The organism is Streptomyces sp. NPDC053432 (genome assembly GCF_055585365.1).
In genome coordinates this window covers 1-16,697 of record NZ_JBVJKF010000036.1, presented here as the reverse complement: position 1 = coordinate 16,697, position 16,697 = coordinate 1, and the positions used below count along the sequence as shown (strand labels likewise).

The following is a 16,697-nucleotide window of genomic DNA, read 5'->3' as shown; positions in this document are numbered from 1 at the left end:
CCCCGCCGGCCCAGCCCCCGGGATCCGCGCAGCTACTCAGATCCCGCCTGGGTACGGGGAAGGGGCCCGGGTGCGTGATCCGCACCCGGGCCCCTGCCTCGACCCTCAGGTCGTACGACGCCTCCGCGCGCCCGGGCGCCGCTCGCTCGGCCGGAAGACCGTCTCGCCGGCCTCCTTGGCCGCCTCGCGGCGTGCCGCGCCGTACTCGGCGAGGGCCTCCGCGAGCTTGCTCACGCTCGGCTCCGGGGAGAGGACGTCCACCCGCAGGCCGTGCTCCTCCGCCGTCTTGGCGGTGGCCGGGCCGATACAGGCGATCACGGTGACGTTGTGCGGCTTGCCGGCGATGCCGACGAGGTTGCGCACGGTCGAGGACGACGTGAAGAGAACGGCGTCGAAGCCGCCGCCCTTGATCGCCTCGCGCGTGTCCGCCGGCGGCGGCGACGCGCGCACGGTCCGGTAGGCCGTGACGTCGTCGACCTCCCAGCCCAGCTCGATCAGACCGGCCACGAGCGTCTCCGTGGCGATGTCGGCGCGGGGCAGGAAGACACGGTCGATGGGGTCGAACACCGGGTCGTAGGGCGGCCAGTCCTCCAGCAGCCCGGCCGCCGACTGCTCACCGCTCGGCACCAGGTCCGGCTTCACACCGAACTCCACCAGCGCGGCCGCGGTCTGCTCGCCCACCGCGGCGACCTTGATGCCCGCGAAGGCACGCGCGTCGAGCCCGTACTCCTCGAACTTCTCCCGGACGGCCTTGACGGCGTTGACCGAGGTGAAGGCGATCCACTCGTAGCGGCCCGTCACCAGGCCCTTGACCGCCCGCTCCATCTGCTGCGGGGTGCGCGGCGGCTCCACGGCGATGGTCGGCACCTCGTGCGGCACCGCGCCGTACGAACGCAACTGGTCGGAGAGCGAGGCGGCCTGCTCCTTGGTGCGCGGTACGAGGACCCGCCAGCCGAACAGCGGCTTCGACTCGAACCAGGCCAGCTCCTCGCGCCGCGCGGCGGCGCCGTGCTCACCGACCACGGCTATGACGGGCCGTGCGCCCTCGGGCGAGGGGAGCACCTTGCCCTGCTTGAACACCTGGGCGATCGTGCCGAGCGTCGCGCGCCAGGTGCGCTGGCGCGTGGTCGTACCGGCGACGGTCACCGTCAGCGGGGTGTCGGGCTTGCGCCCGGCGCTCACCAGCTCCGCGGCCGCGGCCGAGACCGTCTCCAGGGTCGCGGAGACGACGAGGATGCCGTCGCTCGCGCCGACCTCGCTCCAGCAGCGCGCGGAGGCGTTGCGGGCGTCGACGAACCGGACGTCCGCGCCCTGCTTGTCGCTGAGCGGCACACCCGCGTACGCGGGGACGCCGACCGCGGTCGCGACGCCCGGGACCACCTCGAAGGGGATGCCCTCGGTGGCGCAGACGAGCATCTCCTCGGCCGCGCTCCCGTCGAGTCCGGGGTCGCCGGTGACGGCACGGACGACCCGCCTGCCGGAGCGCGCGGCCTCCATGACAAGATTGGCGGCATCGCGGATCACCGGGAGTCCGGCGGCTGCTGACGCCTCGTCAGCGACCGTCAGCTGCGGTGTGTCGACACCCGCTCGCGCATGCGTCCGTACGACGTCGAGCACCTCTGGTTCCGCGATCAGTACGTCGGCTGCCGCGAGCGCCTCCACGGCGCGCAGCGTCAGCAGACCCGGGTCGCCCGGGCCGGCACCGAGGAAGGTGACGTGCCCGTGTGCGGCGAAGGCCGGATAGGCGGAGGTGTTCGGACTTGTGGGGCTCACGCTCGCTCCCCCATCAGACCGGCCGCGCCCTTGGCCAGCATCTCGTCCGCGAGTTCGCGGCCGAGCGCCATGGCCTCGTCGTACGACTGGGGCACGGGACCGGTGGTGGACAGCTGCACCAGCGTCGAGCCGTCGAGGGTGCCGACGACGCCGCGCAGGCGCATTTCATTGACATTCCGGCCGTCGGCCAGCAGATCGGCGTACGCGCCCACGGGCGCGCTGCAGCCGGCCTCCAGGGCGGCGAGCAGGGAACGCTCGGCGGTCACGGCGGCCCGGGTGTGGGGGTCGTCGAGCTTGCCGAGCGCGGCGATGAGGTCCGTGGAGGACGCGGGGCACTCCACGGCCAGGGCTCCCTGGCCGGGGGCGGGCAGGACGCTGTCGACGGACAGCAGGTCGGTCGCTTCGTCACCGCGCCCGATCCGGTTCAGCCCGGCGGCGGCCAGCACGACGGCGTCGAGCTCGCCGGCCTGCACGAACCCGATGCGGGTGTCGACGTTGCCGCGGATCGGCACCGTCTCGATCCGCTTGCCCAGGGACAGCGCCAGGTGGTTGAGCTGCGCCGTGCGGCGCGGCGAACCGGTACCGATCCGGGCCCCGTCGGGCAGCTGCTCGAAGGTCAGGCCGTCCCGGGCGACGAGCGCGTCCCGCGGGTCCTCGCGCTGCGGCATGGCCGCGATCACGAGGTCGTCGGGCTGGGCGGTCGGCAGGTCCTTCAGCGAGTGCACGGCGAAGTCGACCTCGCCGCGCAGCAGCGCGTCGCGCAGGGCGGTGACGAACACGCCGGTCCCGCCGATCTGGGCGAGGTGCTCGCGCGACACGTCACCGTACGTCGTGATCTCCACGAGCTCCACGGGACGGCCGGTGATCGCCCGTACCGCGTCGGCGACGTGGCCCGACTGCGACATGGCCAGCTTGCTCCGCCGCGTACCGAGCCGCAGCGGCTGGTCGGGACTTGTGTTCATGATGCCCGTCCTGGGTCGTCGTCGTTCTTCGGATCGGCCGCGTCCGCCCGGCTGACGGATGCCACCGTCTGAGGGTCGAGGTCGAAGAGTTCGCGCAGTGCGTCGGCGTACCCGGCGCCGCCGGGTTCGCTCGCGAGCTGCTTGACGCGCACGGTCGGCGCGTGCAGGAGCTTGTCGACGACGCGGCGCACGGTCTGGGTGACCTCGGCCCGCTGCCGCTCGTCGAGATCGGGGAGCCGCCCGTCGAGCCGTGCCACTTCCATGGCCACGACCTCGGCCGCCATGGCGCGCAGGGCGACGACGGTGGGCGTGATGTGCGCGGCCCGCTGCGCCGCCCCGAAAGCGGCGACCTCCTCGGCGACGATGCCGCGGACGGCGTCGACGTCGGCGGCCATGGGCGCGTCGGCGGACGCCTCGGCCAGGCTCTCGATGTCGACGAGGCGCACGCCGGGGATCCGGTGCACGGCGGCGTCGACGTCCCGCGGCATGGCGAGGTCCAGCAGCGCGAGCCGTACGGGAGCAGCCCCGTCGGCCTGGCTCCGGGCGCTCCTGCGGGGCTGCCGCTGAGCGGCGGCCTCACCCTGATCGGCCCAGGTCCCGTGCAGTTCGAGGGAACTGGCGTCAACCCCGGTGAGCGCGGCCCGCCCGTCGGGCCCCACCGGGCACTCGTCGGCCTCCGGCACCGCGGCGATGCTGCGCACGGCCCCGGCGTCCGGGATCCGGCCTCCGGCCTCGGCGGCAGCCACGAGCCTGGCGACGACATCCGCCAGATCCGCCGCCTGTACCGAACCGGCGGCGGGGGCCGAATCCAGCCCCGCCAGCGTTTGAGGCGCGGGGTCCGGGGCGGAGCCCCGATCGGTGACCGGTACCGAACCGGTCGCGTCAGCCGAAGCCACCCCGGCCGGCGCGAGCCCATCGGCGGAGCCCCGATCGGTGACCCGCACCGGACCGGCGGCACCAACCACATCCAGCCCCGCACGGGACACGGCGGCGAGGACGTCATCGGCGGTCAGCACCAGCCCGGTGGCACCGGTGCAGGACACCACCACGTCGACCCGCGCCAGCTCGTCGGCGACGGCCGCCATCTCAATGGCGGAAGCCTTCACCCCGGTGCCCGAGGCAACCAGAATCTCCGCCAGCCGCTCCGCCCGCTCCGCGGTCCGGTTCGCCACCACGACCTCGGCGACACCCACCCGCGCCAGCGTCGCCGCCGCCAGCGAGGACATCGACCCGGCGCCGATCACCAGCGCCCGCTTGCCCGCGGCCCACTCCCCCACGGGGACGTGCACGGCGAGCTGCTCCAGGCCGAAGGTGACCAGCGACTGCCCGGCCCGGTCGATCCCGGTCTCCGAGTGCGCCCGCTTGCCGACCCGCAGCGCCTGCTGGAACAGGTCGTTGATCAGCCGCCCGGCGGTGTGCTGCTCCTGGCCCAGCGCCAGCGCGTCCTTGATCTGGCCGAGGATCTGGCCCTCGCCGACCACCATCGAGTCCAGCCCGCACGCCACCGAGAACAGGTGGTGGACGGCCCGGTCTTCGTAGTGGACGTAGAGGTAAGGAGTGAGCTCCTCCAGCGCGACACCGCTGTGCTGCGCCAGCAGCGTGGACAGCTCGGCGACACCGGCGTGGAACTTGTCCACGTCGGCGTACAGCTCGATCCGGTTGCACGTGGCGAGCACCGTCGCCTCCGCCGCCGGCTCCGCCGCCAGCGTGTCGTGCAGCAGCTTGACCTTGGCGTCGGCGGACAGGGAGGCGCGTTCCAGCACGCTCACGGGCGCGCTGCGGTGACTCAGCCCCACGACGAGCAGGCTCATGCCGGCATCACCGCCGGGACGTCACCCTCGGGGTTGCCCTTGCGTGCCTCGGCGGCGGCCCGGCCGGCCGGCGGCATCACGGCCGCGGCGGGGGCGGCGCCGCCCACGGAGGAGCCGCCGGTGGTCGCGGTGGCCGCCGCTTCCTCTCCGGCCTTGCGCTGCTCGTGGAACGCCAGGATCTGGAGCTCGATGGACAGGTCCACCTTGCGCACGTCCACACCGTCCGGCACCTGCAGGACGGTGGGCGCGAAGTTCAGGATGGAGGTCACACCGGCGGCGATGAGCCGCTCGCTGACCTGCTGGGCGGCACCGGCCGGCGTCGCGATGACACCGATCGAGACCCCGTTCTCCTCGATGATCTTCTCGAGGTCGTCGGTGTGCTGGACGGGCATCCCGGCGACGGGCTTTCCGGCCATCGCGGGGTCGGCGTCGATCAGCGCGGCCACGCGGAAGCCGCGCGACGCGAAACCGCCGTAGTTGGCGAGCGCGGCGCCGAGGTTGCCGATGCCGACGATGACTACCGGCCAGTCCTGGGTCAGGCCCAGTTCGCGGGAGATCTGGTAGACGAGGTATTCGACGTCGTAGCCGACACCGCGGGTGCCGTAGGAACCGAGGTAGGAGAAGTCCTTGCGCAGCTTGGCGGAGTTGACTCCGGCGGCGGCCGCGAGCTCTTCGGAGGACACCGTGGGCACCGATCGCTCGGAGAGCGCGGTGAGGGCACGCAAGTACAGCGGAAGCCGGGCGACAGTGGCCTCGGGAATACCTCGGCTGCGGGTCGCCGGTCGGTGAGTTCGGCCAGTTGCCACGATGCTCCTGCGGGATGAGCGGGGCTGCAGGCGGTCACTTGTCCCAGGACCGCCCCGTCGACAGCAGGCTATGCCTTTGTGAACGCGTGCACAAAGATTGTGTCCATTTTGTCCGACCAAAGTGACCGGGGTCACGCAACCGCGGGGCGTACAAGTGGCGTCAACGGCATGCCGAACCCGTTCAAATCCAAAAGGGGGCAAAGCCGTACACGCTCCTCACACAGACGCCCCCAGACCCCGCAAATCGCCCATGATGGTAACCGGGAAGGGGGTCAGCCCTCCAACGCCCGCCGCAGTCGGTCCGGGTTCACCCGCCAGAAGGTGTGCTGCTCGCCGTCCACCAGCACCACCGGAATCTGCTCCCAGTGCAGCCGGTAGAGCTCCTCGTCCTGGGAGATGTCCTTCTTCTCCCACCGCGCGCCCGTCTCGGCGCACACCTCCGCCACCACCGCCTCGGCGTCGTCGCACAGGTGGCACCCCGGCTTCCCGATGAGCGTCACCATCCGCTCCTCCGGACGCTTCTTCTCTTTACGTCGCAACAAAGGGCTCATGCCCCCATTCTCGGGCGCCGCGAACCGAACTGTTAACGCCTCCGTTTCCCATCGGTTCGGGAACCCCCGAACACAGTGGCTATGCTCGCCACATGGCCGCTCTCGGATGGCTCACACCCCGTAGACGCTCCGCGACAGCGCGGAGCGTGCTGGCAGGCGAGGCCTCGGCCGAGGCCGCCCGCAAGTCCGCACTCGGCGAATCCCCGCACCTCACGGAATCCGACGTCGATCTCGACACCGATCTCGACGTTCTCGAGGAAGAAGAGGAAGAGACCGAGTTCCCCGTCGCCGGCGACGCACTCGCCGCCGCCTTCTTCGACCTCGACAACACCGTCATGCAGGGCGCCGCGATCTTCCACTTCGGCCGCGGCCTCTACAAGCGCGAGTTCTTCCGCCGCCGCGAACTCGCCCGCTTCGCCTGGCAGCAGGCCTGGTTCCGGCTGGCCGGCGTCGAGGACCCCGAGCACATGCAGGACGCCCGCGACAGCGCCCTGTCCATCGTCAAGGGACACAAGGTCTCCGAGCTGATGTCCATCGGCGAGGAGATCTACGACGAGTACATGGCCGAGCGGATCTGGCCGGGCACCCGCGCCCTCGCCCAGGCCCACCTCGACGCCGGCCAGAAGGTCTGGCTGGTCACCGCCGCCCCCGTGGAGACGGCCACGATCATCGCCCGCCGCCTGGGCCTGACCGGCGCCCTGGGCACCGTCGCCGAGTCCGTCGACGGCGTCTACACCGGGCGCCTGGTCGGCGAACCGCTGCACGGCCCCGCCAAGGCGGAGGCGGTCCGCGCGCTGGCCGCCGCCGAGGGGCTCGATCTCGCCCGCTGCGCCGCGTACAGCGATTCGCACAACGACATCCCGATGCTGTCGCTGGTCGGGCATCCCTACGCGATCAATCCCGACACAAAACTGCGCAAGCATGCCCGGACCAACGACTGGCGGCTGCGCGACTATCGGACCGGCCGCAAGGCCGTGAAGGTCGGCGTCCCGGCCGCCGCCGGAGTCGGCGCGATCGCCGGTGGCGCGGCCGCCGCGATCGCCCTGAACCGCCGCCGCAAGTAGCCGCCGCACCCCTCGCGCCGCCGCCCCGGCGGCCCGACACCCACTGCGACCAGCACCGGAGCCGTCCCGCCCGCCGCGGGGCGGCTCCGCCCGCGTTTCGGGCCCGGCGGCCCGGGGCATTTCCCCAGCTCCACCCCCGGCCCCGGCGGGGCGCCCCGGGCCGCCCGACTCGGTCGCGGACCCCCTGGAAGCGCCCATTCCGCGCACCCAAGTGATCAAGAATCGATCACCAAGTGCGCCTGAATATGCCCTCGACACGCAACGGAAGTGTCGGAATCGATGATTTGAGCAACTGGGTGTAGTCCTGCCTGTACGAAGCGTTATTCTCCTCAGACGCATGCCACCGCCCATCTGTCGCCACGACGGGTGAACGGTCCCGCACTGCACGTGATGGAAGCTCTGCCTCTGGGAGTCCCGTGTACCCACCTGTCGGGGTTGACGCCTCGGGCCTGGCTACGCTGCGCGCAACGGTCCTCGACCACCTGCGTGGCTTCGTCCCCACCGCGTACGCCGTCCCCGCCTTCGCCGCCGCGGTCCCTGCCGGCTTCGGCCCGGCCGGACCTTGCTACGCCCTGACCGACGGCGGAGCGACGGTGGGCAGACGAGGCCGCGCGGCCGGAGGGGCGAGCGGCTCCGCCGGCACGAGCACCCAGGCCACCCCCACACCGCGCCGCCCCACCGCGGACAGCGACCAGGCCCGCATGATGGACCTGGTCGAGCGCGCCCAGGCGGGCGAGGCCGAGGCCTTCGGCCGCCTGTACGACCAGTACAGCGACACGGTGTACCGCTACATCTACTACCGCGTCGGCGGCAAGGCGACCGCGGAGGATCTCACCAGCGAGACCTTCCTGCGCGCACTGCGCCGCATCTCCACCTTCACCTGGCAGGGCCGCGACTTCGGTGCGTGGCTCGTGACGATCGCGCGCAACCTGGTGGCGGACCACTTCAAGTCCAGCCGGTTCCGGCTGGAGGTCACCACCGGCGAGATGCTCGACGCGAACGAGGTCGAGCGCAGCCCCGAGGACTCCGTCCTGGAGTCCCTCTCCAACGCGGCCCTGCTGGAGGCCGTACGGAAACTCAATCCGCAGCAGCAGGAATGCGTGACACTGCGCTTCCTGCAGGGCCTCTCGGTCGCCGAGACGGCCCGGGTGATGGGGAAGAACGAGGGCGCCATCAAGACGCTCCAGTACCGGGCGGTCCGCACGCTGGCCCGCCTCCTCCCGGACGACGCCCGCTGACTCTCACACTCTTCCTGACAACACACTCGGTGACCCCTCGATGACGCTGTGGTCCGATCATCCTTCGTCCGTAACCCAAGTGCCGCGACGCTCGTTGTGCGGAATGCAGGCTCCCTGTGGACACGCCCTGCCCGAAGCCGCTCACCCGAAAGGGTGGATGTGCTCAAGGAAGGCAACCTTCCGGACACCTTGGGGAGTCGATCGTCATGACGAGAGGAGGTGCCGCCAGTGATCGCGAACGTCACTCCGCACCGGCGGGCGAACGCCTTCGCCCAGGCCCTTGAGGAGCGGACCCCGTCCGACCTTTCGGAACCGGACCCGGCGGCCGAGCAGTCCGAGGCACCTGCCGAACCTGCCGACCACGACCGGTTGTTGGCCCTGGCGAGCGTGCTCGGCGAACGAATGCCGCGCCCGGTGCTGGACCCCGAGGTCAAAGTGGTGCAGCGAGCCCAGCTCGTGGCCGCCATGGAGGCCATGGTGCTGGAGGAGAGGGCCGGAGGCGGTGCCGCCGACCCTCAGTTGCCCGAGCAGCGGACCGGCCGCGGCGCCCACCGGGCGACCCCGCTCCGGAAATTGCGGCCCCGCTCCCGCTGGTCCAAGGGCATCGCAGCGGGCGGCCTCACCGTGGGTGTGGCCGCGGGGGCCTTCAGCGGAGTGGCCGCTGCCAGTTCGGACGCCCTGCCCGGTGACCACCTCTACCCCGTGAAGCGGGGCATGGAGGACCTGAAGCTGGGGATGGCCGAGGACGATTCGGACCGGGGCGAGCTCTATCTCGACCAGGCCTCGAACCGCCTGTCGGAAGCCCGCAGGCTGATGGAGCGCGGGCGGGGCGGGAACACCCTGGACCACGAGGTGCTGGGCGCCATCCGCCGGGCCCTCGCGGGCATGAAGCACGACGCCGAAGAGGGCCACCGGCTCCTCCAGGCCGCCCACGACCGGGACGGCTCGCTCGGCCCGATCCAGGCGCTGTCGTCCTTCTCCCGCGCCCACCGCGACGCGTGGGGCAAGCTGCGGGAGAAGCTCCCGCCGCAGCTGGGCGACGTGGGCAGTGACGTCGAGTCGGTCTTCCAGGCCATAGACGAAGACGTGGCGCCGTTCCAGGGCCTGCTCCCCAAGCCCCCGGAGCAGACGCGCGGCACCGGCCCGTCCGGTGCCCCCGCCAAACCGGGCACCCCCGGCGGCAAGCAGCAGACCGCCCCCGCACCGGGCACGCCGTCGGGCAGCCCCGCGCCGTCCCCGTCGGGCAGCACCACGCCCCCGGCCGGCGGCCTCCTGGGCGGTACGGGCAACCTGCTCAACCCGTCGCAGGGCCAGTCCGCGCCACCCGCCTCGGGCGCCCCGTCCGAGACGCAGCCGGACATCACCCTCCCGCCCCTCCTCCCGGGCATCCTCCCGGGCCTGGGGCTCAACTCGGAGGACGCGGGATAACAGGAAGGCGGGGCTGCGATCGCAGCCCCGCCTTCACTCGATGGTCAATGGTCAGAAGAAGACCGACCGCCGCTGCACCAGCAGCTTGTACAGCGTGTGCTGGATCTGCTCCCGCACCTGATCCGTCAGGTTGAACATCAGCATCGGATCATCGGCGGCCTCCGCCGCGTACCCCGCCGTGGGAATCGGCTCCCCGAACTGGATCGTCCACTTCGTCGGCAACGGCACCGCCCCCAGCGGCCCCAGCCAGGGGAACGTCGGAGTGATCGGGAAGTACGGGATCCCCAGCAGCCGTGCCAGCGTCTTCGCGTTGCCGACCATCGGGTAGATCTCCTCCGCGCCCACGATCGAGCACGGCACGATCGGCGTGCCCGCCCGCAGCGCCGTCGACACGAACCCGCCGCGCCCGAACCGCTGGAGCTTGTACCGGTCCCCGAACGGCTTCCCTATCCCCTTGAAGCCCTCCGGCATGACCCCGACCAGTTCCCCGGCCTCCAGCAGCCGCTGCGCGTCCTCCGCGCACGCCAGGGTGTGCCCGGCCTTCCGCGCCAGCTCGTTCACCACCGGCAGCATGAACACCAGGTCCGCCGCCAGCAGTCGCAGGTGCCGCTGCGCCGGGTGGTGGTCGTGGACCGCCACCTGCATCATCAGCCCGTCCAGCGGCAGGGTCCCGGAGTGGTTCGCCACGATCAGCGCACCACCCTCCTTGGGGATGTTCTCGATGCCCTTGACCTCGACCCGGAAGTACTTGTCGTACAACGGCCGGAGCATGGACATCAGGACCTGGTCCGTCAGCTCCTTGTCGTAGCCGAACTCGTCGACCTCGTAGTCCCCGGTGATCCGGCGCCGCAGGAACGCCAGCCCCCCGGCGATCCGCTTGTCCCAGCCGTCCCCCGCCGGGCCCGCGGCGGCAACGGCCGCCGGCGCGGCCACGGGCGCCGTCCCGGGCTCGTGCGCGGGCTCGGGCACCGCCCGTACCCGCCGGCCCGGGGCCCGCCGGCGCGGACGGTCCTCGTCGAACGGAATGACCTTGGCGTCCGCCACTATCGCTTCGCTCCTTCAACCGCTTCGAGGTCTGCATCCAGCATGGCCGCCACCCGGTCCACGGCGCGGCCGACCCGCTCGGGCGGCAGCAGACCGGCGCCGCGGCTGCGCGCGAAGTCCGCGAAGGTCTCCGCGGTCGTGTACATCGGCTCGAAGCCGAGCACCTCCCGCATCTGCGCGGTCTCCACGACCCGGCCGTGCGTGAGGAGCCTGATCTGCTCCGGCGAGAAATCGGTCACCCCGACCGCCCGCAGCGCCTGCCCGACCCATGTCACCGCGGGCAGCAGCAGGGGCAGCGTCGGCCGCCCCAGCCTCCGCGAGCACTGCGACAGCAGCAGGACGCCGTCGCCCGCGATGTTGAAGGTCCCGCTGTTCAGCGTCCCGCGACGGGGCTCCTGCGCGGCCAGCCGCAGCACGTCGAGCACGTCGTCCTCGTGGACGAACTGCAGCCGCGGGTCGTAGCCCAGCACCGTCGGCATCACCGGCATCGAGAAGTACTCGGCGAGCGCCGAGTCCGCGAACGGCCCCAGGATGTTCGCGAACCGCAGCACGCACACCGCGACGTCCGGCCGCCTGCGCGCGAAGCCCCGTACGTATCCCTCGACCTCGGTGGCGTCCTTGGCGAAACCGCCCGCCGGCAGCGACTTGGGCTGCGTGGTCTCGGTGAAGACGGCCGGATCCCGGGAGGTGCCCCCGTACACGCTCGTACTGGACTTCACCACGAGCCGCCGCACCGTGGGGGACTTCTGGCAGGCCCCGAGGAGCTGCATCGTCCCGATGACGTTCGTCTCCTTGACGGCGCTGTGACCGCCGCCGGTGCCCCCGGCGCCACCGGTGACCGCGAGGTGCACCACCGTGTCCACGGCGTGCTCGGCCAGCACGCGGGCGATCGCCGACTGTCTGATGTCCGTACGCACGAACTCGGCCGATCCCAGCCGGTGCGGCGGTGCCACCGCGTCCACGGCGATCACCCGCTCGACCTCCGGGTCACGCTGGATGCGGCGCACGAAGCGGCCCCCCAGCTGCCGGGCAGCCCCGGTGACCAGTACGACCTTCCCCACGAGCTCAGCGCCTCCCTAGATCGGAACACCCGTACCCGGCTGCACCGCAGCCCCCCCACCAGAATGGTGGAGGGGCTGCGGAGAACACGTACAGCTGCCGTTTACTTCTTGTTACGGCGCTGGACGCGGGTGCGCTTGAGCAGCTTGCGGTGCTTCTTCTTAGCCATCCGCTTGCGCCGCTTCTTGATAACAGAGCCCACGACTACCCTCGCTCACTTCTTCTTCACTGGTGCGGGGCGTCTGGGCCCACACGACCTACGTCGGCCTAGCCTACCCGCCCGAGCTCTGAGCCCGTAATCCGAGTGCATCCCAGGAGTTACGAGGGCATCCGAAGGGCCGTCAGTATTAGGCCGACTCCACCCCCACATAGGACTCCCGGAGGTACTCGTGAACCGCGTTCTCGGGGACCCGGAAGGACCGGCCCACCCGGATCGCGGGCAGATGACCGTTGTGCACCAGCCGGTACACAGTCATCTTCGACACTCGCATCACCGAGGCGACCTCCGCCACGGTCAGGAACTGAACCTCACTGAGAGGCCTCTCGCCAGCAGCCATGACACACCTTGACCTTCCGCGCATGACGGGCACCGGCTTCCCCTCCGGTTACTCCTCGTCGTCGCACGCTCACTCCCCAGAGTAGGGGCGGGCGTGACGAGTGGGGAAGAGGAGCTACGGCCACTCCTGCCAAACCGGCAGACCCGCCCGATTGAGCACATAGCGAGTAAGCGGTCGGTAGTAGTCCGCACGCACCGCGTCATCAAGTGGAACGGCCACCGACACCTGCCCCTCGGCTTCCCCCACGAACAGCGCGGGATCATCCGTATCGGCCAGCCCGATCGCCTCCACACCCAGCTGACCTGCACCGCAGACCCAACCGTGATCACCCACCACCAGCTCCGGCAACGGCCCGCCGGCCTCCGCCAGGGCCCCCAGCGCGATCCGAACCGGCAGCGGCGAATGCGTGTGCGCGCCGGTCGCACTCCCCGGCGACCGCACGCCGGGTTCCCGCACCAGTGCGACCCCTCGTACGTAATCGAGACGGTACGTACGTACGCCGAACCGGGACGCGACGTCGACACTCGCCCCCTGCGCGGGGGTGAGGACAACACATCCCGCCGCCGACATCGCCTCGGCCAAACAGGCGTAGAACCCCAGGAGACGGTGCGGGTGACCCGTCCCGAACAACACGGGTGCCCCCCGCCCGGCCACCGCCCGCAGCCGCCCCGCGAAGGCGTCCAGCGCGGCCAGCGTGCGCTCCGGGTCGATCACGTCCGGGCCGCTGACGTGCGCCGGGTCCGCGGAGACCCCGCACTTGTCCGCCATCAGCCGCAGCAGATCGCCCTCGCTCCAGCCCCGCTCCGGATCCAGCCCCAGCAGCACCCGCGGATCACCCGCGGCGAACAGGCGGTAGCTGCGCAGGCTCTCCTCCCGGGAGGTGGCGACGGGCCCGGCCAACCGGGCGGCCAGCAGATGCGCACGCAGCGCGCCGGTGCTCAACACCCCTCGATGCTGCCCCGCGCCCACCTGCCGGGGCGTCAATTCCGTGCAAGTCCCCCACAGTTGGCGTAACGATGCATCACCTGTTCCCCGACGCGCCGTCAGGTCAGCATGCCGCGCAGCGGGAACACCGCCCTCCGCGTGGCGAGAACGGCCTGATCCGTACGGTCCGCCGGATCGTAACCGGCCTCCCACTCGCGCCACTCGGGCACCCGCCCGTCCGTCATCCGGGCCGGCGCCTGCTGCCGCGTCCGCGCGTACACCTCGTCCCGCCAGGACGCCGGCACGACCGCCTGCGGATCCACCGGCCGGTGCGCGGCGATCCCCACCAGGTGCGTCCACGACCGCGGTACGACGTCCACCACCGCGTAGCCGCCCCCGCCCAGGGCCAGCCACCGCCCGTCCGCGTACTCGTGCGCCAGCGCGTGGCACGCCTCCTGGACGGCCCGCTGGGCGTCCAGCGACACCGCGAGGTGCGCGAGCGGGTCCTCGAAGTGCGTGTCGGCCCCGTGCTGCGTCACCAGCACCTGCGGCCGGAAGTCCGCCAGCAGCTCCGGGACGACCGCGTGGAAGGCCCGCAGCCACCCCTCGTCACCGGTCCCGGCGGGCAGCGCGAGGTTCACCGCGCTCCCCTCCGCCCGGTCGCCCCCCGTCTCCTCCGGCCAGCCGGTCTGCGGGAACAGGGTCCGCGGGTGCTCGTGCACCGAAATGGTCAGCACGCGCGGGTCGTCCCAGAAGGCAGCCTGCACCCCGTCCCCGTGGTGTACGTCGACGTCCACGTACGCGACCCGCTCGGCCCCCAGCTCCAGCAGCCGCGCGATGGCCAGCGCCGCGTCGTTGTAGACGCAGAAACCGGCCGCGCCGCCCGGCATGGCGTGGTGCAGCCCGCCCGCGAAGTTCACGGCGTGCCCGGTCTCGCCCCGCCAGACCGCCTCCGCGCCGGCCACGGACTGCCCGGCGATCAGCGCGGACGCCTCGTGCATCCCGCGGAAGGCCGGATCGTCCACGGTCCCCAGGCCGTACGACCCGTCGGCGACCCCGGGGTCCGCGGACACCTCGCGCACCGCGGCGACGTAGTCCTCCCGGTGGACGAGCCGCAGCGTCGAGTCCCCGGCCGCGCGGGCGGCCCGTACCTCCATCGCACGGTCCAGCCCGAAGGCGCGCACCAGCCCCATGGTCAGCGCCAGGCGCACCGGATCCATCGGATGGCTCGGCCCGAAGTCATACTTCGTTACCGCCTCGTCCCACATCAACAGCCCGGTCATCGGCTCGCCGCTCATGCCCGACACGGTATCGGCCCTGCACCGGTCCGAACGAGCGGGCTTGGAACAGCGTGATCAGGACCAGCACCATCGGCACGAGCATCGCGCCCCGGTAGCTCCAGGCGTCCCCGATCCCGCCGACCAGCGGCGACCCGATCAGGAACCCGACGTAGTTGAAGATGTTGAGCCGGGCGATCGCCGTGTCGGAAGCCGCCCCGGGGAACAGCCGCCCCGCCGCGGCGAAGGTCTGCGGCACGATCACGCACAGCCCGATCCCCAGCAGCGTGAAACCGAGCATCCCCACCCACGCCCCCGGCGCGGCCGCCACGACGGCGAACCCGCCTGCGGCCACCACCGTCCCGCCCCGCACGACGGCCACCGCACCGAACCGGCGCACCCCCAGGTCCCCGACGGCCCGCCCGAGGAGCGTGGTCACCATGTAGACGTTGTAGGGGACGGTGGCCAGCTGCTCCGAACTGCCCAGCACGTCCTGGAGGTACTTGGCACTCCAGTTCGCGACCGTCGAGTCACCGATGTACGCGCACGCCATCACCAGGCACAGCGGCAGCAGCAGCTTGAACGCCGCGCCCCCGCCCTGCCCCTCGTCGGCCACCGCCCCGTCGCCGCTCTGATCGACGTAGAACCTGCTCCCCACCAGCACGAGCGGCACGAGCAGCACCACGGCCGGCAGATAGCTCACGAACAGCCCCAGGTGCCAGTGCGCCCCGGCCCAGGCGGCCGACGCCCCGACGATCCCGCCCAGGCTGTAGGCGGCGTGGAAGCCGAGCATGATGCTGCGCCCGTACTCCCGCTGGAGGCTCACCCCGAGCATGTTCATCGAGGCGTCCAGCGCGCCCACCGCCAGACCGAACGCGCCCAGCGCCACCGCCACGTGCCACATCTGGTCGCCGGCCCCGACGCCCAGCAGCGCCAGCAGTACGAGCGGCTGCGCCCACCGCAGCACCACGCTCGGCGCGACCCGCTTCACGAGGTGCTCGGTGGCAACGCTCGACGCGCCCGCCAGGATCGGCACGGCGGCCAGGAACGCGGGCAGCAGCCCGTCGGATATCCCGTACTGCTCCTGGATGGCCGGGATCCGCGTCACGAGCAGCGCGAAGGTGACACCCTGCGCGAAGAACCCGAACCCCAGCGCGCCGCGCCCACGCCGCAGCCGCCCGTCTGCCGTTGCCGTCATGGCGGCACAGCGTAGGCCCCGCGGCTACTCGTGGGTAGAGAGATCACACAGGGAGTTGGAGGAGCAGCGGGAGCTGCATCATGTCCCCGAAGTAGCCGGTCGCCCCCGGCAGCTGATCGGCGGGAAGCATGGCGGTGTACGCGTACACGTCCATCCCCGCCGCGAGCGCGGCCTGGATGCCCCGCGGGCTGTCCTCGATGACGACGCACCGCGAGGGCTCCACCCCCATCTGCCGGGCCGCGTGCAGGAACAGCTCGGGAGACGGCTTCCCCTCGCCCACGTCGTCCGAGCTGAAGATCCACTCTTCCTCGAACCATCCGTCGAGCCCGGCCGCCAGGTGCCCGGCCCGGATCCGCTCGTGGCTGCCGGACGACGCCAGGCAGTACCCGACCCCGCTGGCCGTCAGCGCACCCAGCACGTCCTCGATGCCGGCGACCGGCTTCAGCTCCCGCTCGAAGGCGGCCGCGGTCCGCGCCGTCAGCGTCCGGTCGAATTCCTCGGGCAGCCGGCCCCCGGTCCGCTCCTGGACGAGATCGTGGATCCGGTGCACGGCCGCGCCCATGTAGTCGCGGAGCGAGTCCTCGTACGTGGTCGGGTGCCCCAGCTCGGTCAGGTACTCGGCGAGAACGCTGTTGGCGAGCGGCTCGCTGTCCACCAGCACGCCGTCGTTGTCGAAGATGACGAGGTCGTAGCCCATACCCCAACCCTACGAGCCGTCAGCTCGGGTCCACGGCAGCCGCATGCTGGTGAACGGACGAACATCGGAAAATCCTCCGCTCGCCGCCCGCTCGGCCATGTACTCACGGGCACGCTCTGCCCGCTCACGCCGCTCCTCGGCGGTCAGGGTCGTTTCCGCGAACTCCTGCACCAGGGCTCGGATGGACGTTATCGGCGTATACAGCCGGCGCGGCGTAAACGCAGAAAAGCCCCGCACCGAACCCTGAAGGGCTGGTGCGGGGCTTTCCCACAATGATTGTTCGGCGGCGTCCTACTCTCCCACAGGGT

At 71.7% G+C, this 16,697-nt stretch carries 16 protein-coding genes; 3 read left to right on the top strand and 13 right to left on the bottom strand.

The features are described from left to right. Nucleotides 1-105: 105 nt before the first annotated feature. From ACZ6Y1_RS35805 to ACZ6Y1_RS35785, 5 genes are all read right to left on the bottom strand, one after another. Nucleotides 106-1,773: a bifunctional uroporphyrinogen-III C-methyltransferase/uroporphyrinogen-III synthase gene (locus ACZ6Y1_RS35805; protein ID WP_469640020.1), complete on the bottom strand. Its 1,668-nt coding sequence runs from the start codon at nucleotides 1,771-1,773 to the stop codon at nucleotides 106-108. Beyond that, complete coding sequence (hemC, locus tag ACZ6Y1_RS35800) at nucleotides 1,770-2,735, bottom strand: hydroxymethylbilane synthase (protein ID WP_469640018.1); 966 nt, start codon at nucleotides 2,733-2,735, stop codon at nucleotides 1,770-1,772. Before hemC ends, ACZ6Y1_RS35805 begins: the two co-directional genes overlap by 4 nt. Continuing rightward, nucleotides 2,732-4,546: a glutamyl-tRNA reductase gene (locus ACZ6Y1_RS35795; protein WP_469640015.1), complete on the bottom strand. Its 1,815-nt coding sequence runs from the start codon at nucleotides 4,544-4,546 to the stop codon at nucleotides 2,732-2,734. Before ACZ6Y1_RS35795 ends, hemC begins: the two co-directional genes overlap by 4 nt. Then, complete coding sequence (locus ACZ6Y1_RS35790; protein WP_469640013.1) at nucleotides 4,543-5,352, bottom strand: redox-sensing transcriptional repressor Rex; 810 nt, start codon at nucleotides 5,350-5,352, stop codon at nucleotides 4,543-4,545. Before ACZ6Y1_RS35790 ends, ACZ6Y1_RS35795 begins: the two co-directional genes overlap by 4 nt. 272 nt (nucleotides 5,353-5,624) lie before the next feature. Continuing rightward, nucleotides 5,625-5,903 (bottom strand): glutaredoxin family protein, encoded by a 279-nt coding sequence (locus tag ACZ6Y1_RS35785; protein ID WP_469640011.1) that lies wholly within the window; start codon nucleotides 5,901-5,903, stop codon nucleotides 5,625-5,627. Nucleotides 5,904-5,995: 92 nt separating this feature from the next. Here ACZ6Y1_RS35785 and ACZ6Y1_RS35780 point away from each other — a divergent pair, with 92 nt between their 5' ends. The 3 genes from ACZ6Y1_RS35780 (at nucleotide 5,996) to ACZ6Y1_RS35770 (ending at nucleotide 9,633) form a co-directional block, all read left to right on the top strand. After that, nucleotides 5,996-6,967, top strand: a complete 972-nt coding sequence (locus ACZ6Y1_RS35780; RefSeq protein WP_469640008.1) for an HAD family hydrolase — start codon at nucleotides 5,996-5,998, stop codon at nucleotides 6,965-6,967. A gap of 416 nt (nucleotides 6,968-7,383) precedes the next feature. Then, nucleotides 7,384-8,205 carry an ECF subfamily RNA polymerase sigma factor, BldN family gene (locus ACZ6Y1_RS35775; RefSeq protein WP_469640007.1) on the top strand — a complete coding sequence of 274 codons (822 nt, stop codon included), beginning with the start codon at nucleotides 7,384-7,386 and terminating at the stop codon, nucleotides 8,203-8,205. 228 nt (nucleotides 8,206-8,433) lie between these two features. Then, the gene (locus tag ACZ6Y1_RS35770) at nucleotides 8,434-9,633 is read left to right on the top strand and encodes a DUF5667 domain-containing protein (RefSeq protein ID WP_469640006.1); all 1,200 of its coding nucleotides are present in this window, start codon (nucleotides 8,434-8,436) and stop codon (nucleotides 9,631-9,633) included. Nucleotides 9,634-9,684: 51 nt separating this feature from the next. Here the strand turns inward: ACZ6Y1_RS35770 and ACZ6Y1_RS35765 are convergent, their stop codons facing one another. From ACZ6Y1_RS35765 to ACZ6Y1_RS35730, 8 genes are all read right to left on the bottom strand, one after another. Beyond that, entirely contained in the window at nucleotides 9,685-10,677 is a 993-nt protein-coding gene (locus ACZ6Y1_RS35765) for a lysophospholipid acyltransferase family protein (protein WP_469640003.1), read from the bottom strand. Continuing rightward, nucleotides 10,677-11,738 (bottom strand): NAD-dependent epimerase/dehydratase family protein, encoded by a 1,062-nt coding sequence (locus ACZ6Y1_RS35760; RefSeq protein WP_469640001.1) that lies wholly within the window; start codon nucleotides 11,736-11,738, stop codon nucleotides 10,677-10,679. The genes ACZ6Y1_RS35765 and ACZ6Y1_RS35760 overlap by 1 nt, the downstream gene beginning before the upstream one ends. 101 nt (nucleotides 11,739-11,839) lie before the next feature. Then, the gene (locus tag ACZ6Y1_RS35755; protein ID WP_003948845.1) at nucleotides 11,840-11,938 is read right to left on the bottom strand and encodes a 30S ribosomal protein bS22; all 99 of its coding nucleotides are present in this window, start codon (nucleotides 11,936-11,938) and stop codon (nucleotides 11,840-11,842) included. Between the two features lie 145 nt (nucleotides 11,939-12,083). Beyond that, nucleotides 12,084-12,293, bottom strand: a complete 210-nt coding sequence (locus ACZ6Y1_RS35750; RefSeq protein ID WP_008738568.1) for a helix-turn-helix domain-containing protein — start codon at nucleotides 12,291-12,293, stop codon at nucleotides 12,084-12,086. A gap of 114 nt (nucleotides 12,294-12,407) precedes the next feature. Next, a complete protein-coding gene (locus tag ACZ6Y1_RS35745) occupies nucleotides 12,408-13,238 on the bottom strand; it encodes a phosphatase (RefSeq protein ID WP_469639999.1) in 831 nt (276 codons plus the stop codon). Between the two features lie 98 nt (nucleotides 13,239-13,336). Beyond that, complete coding sequence (locus ACZ6Y1_RS35740; protein ID WP_469640090.1) at nucleotides 13,337-14,485, bottom strand: acetoin utilization protein AcuC; 1,149 nt, start codon at nucleotides 14,483-14,485, stop codon at nucleotides 13,337-13,339. Then, nucleotides 14,457-15,692 carry an MFS transporter gene (locus tag ACZ6Y1_RS35735; protein WP_469639996.1) on the bottom strand — a complete coding sequence of 412 codons (1,236 nt, stop codon included), beginning with the start codon at nucleotides 15,690-15,692 and terminating at the stop codon, nucleotides 14,457-14,459. Before ACZ6Y1_RS35735 ends, ACZ6Y1_RS35740 begins: the two co-directional genes overlap by 29 nt. A 43-nt stretch (nucleotides 15,693-15,735) precedes the next feature. Further along, nucleotides 15,736-16,389, bottom strand: coding sequence for an HAD family hydrolase (locus ACZ6Y1_RS35730; RefSeq protein WP_469639994.1), 654 nt, complete (start codon nucleotides 16,387-16,389; stop codon nucleotides 15,736-15,738). Nucleotides 16,390-16,697: the final 308 nt, after the last annotated feature.

Excerpts from the sequence above, each read along its gene's own strand:
- hemC (WP_469640018.1), bottom strand. The coding sequence starts at position 2,735 with ATGAACACAAGTCCCGACCAGCCGCTGCGGCTCGGTACGCGGCGGAGC.
- ACZ6Y1_RS35795 (WP_469640015.1), bottom strand. The coding sequence starts at position 4,546 with ATGAGCCTGCTCGTCGTGGGGCTGAGTCACCGCAGCGCGCCCGTGAGC.
- ACZ6Y1_RS35785 (WP_469640011.1), bottom strand. The coding sequence starts at position 5,903 with ATGAGCCCTTTGTTGCGACGTAAAGAGAAGAAGCGTCCGGAGGAGCGG.
- ACZ6Y1_RS35780 (WP_469640008.1), top strand. The coding sequence starts at position 5,996 with ATGGCCGCTCTCGGATGGCTCACACCCCGTAGACGCTCCGCGACAGCG.
- ACZ6Y1_RS35750 (WP_008738568.1), bottom strand. The coding sequence starts at position 12,293 with ATGGCTGCTGGCGAGAGGCCTCTCAGTGAGGTTCAGTTCCTGACCGTG.
- ACZ6Y1_RS35740 (WP_469640090.1), bottom strand. The coding sequence starts at position 14,485 with ATGTGGGACGAGGCGGTAACGAAGTATGACTTCGGGCCGAGCCATCCG.
- ACZ6Y1_RS35735 (WP_469639996.1), bottom strand. The coding sequence starts at position 15,692 with ATGACGGCAACGGCAGACGGGCGGCTGCGGCGTGGGCGCGGCGCGCTG.
- ACZ6Y1_RS35730 (WP_469639994.1), bottom strand. The coding sequence starts at position 16,389 with ATGGGCTACGACCTCGTCATCTTCGACAACGACGGCGTGCTGGTGGAC.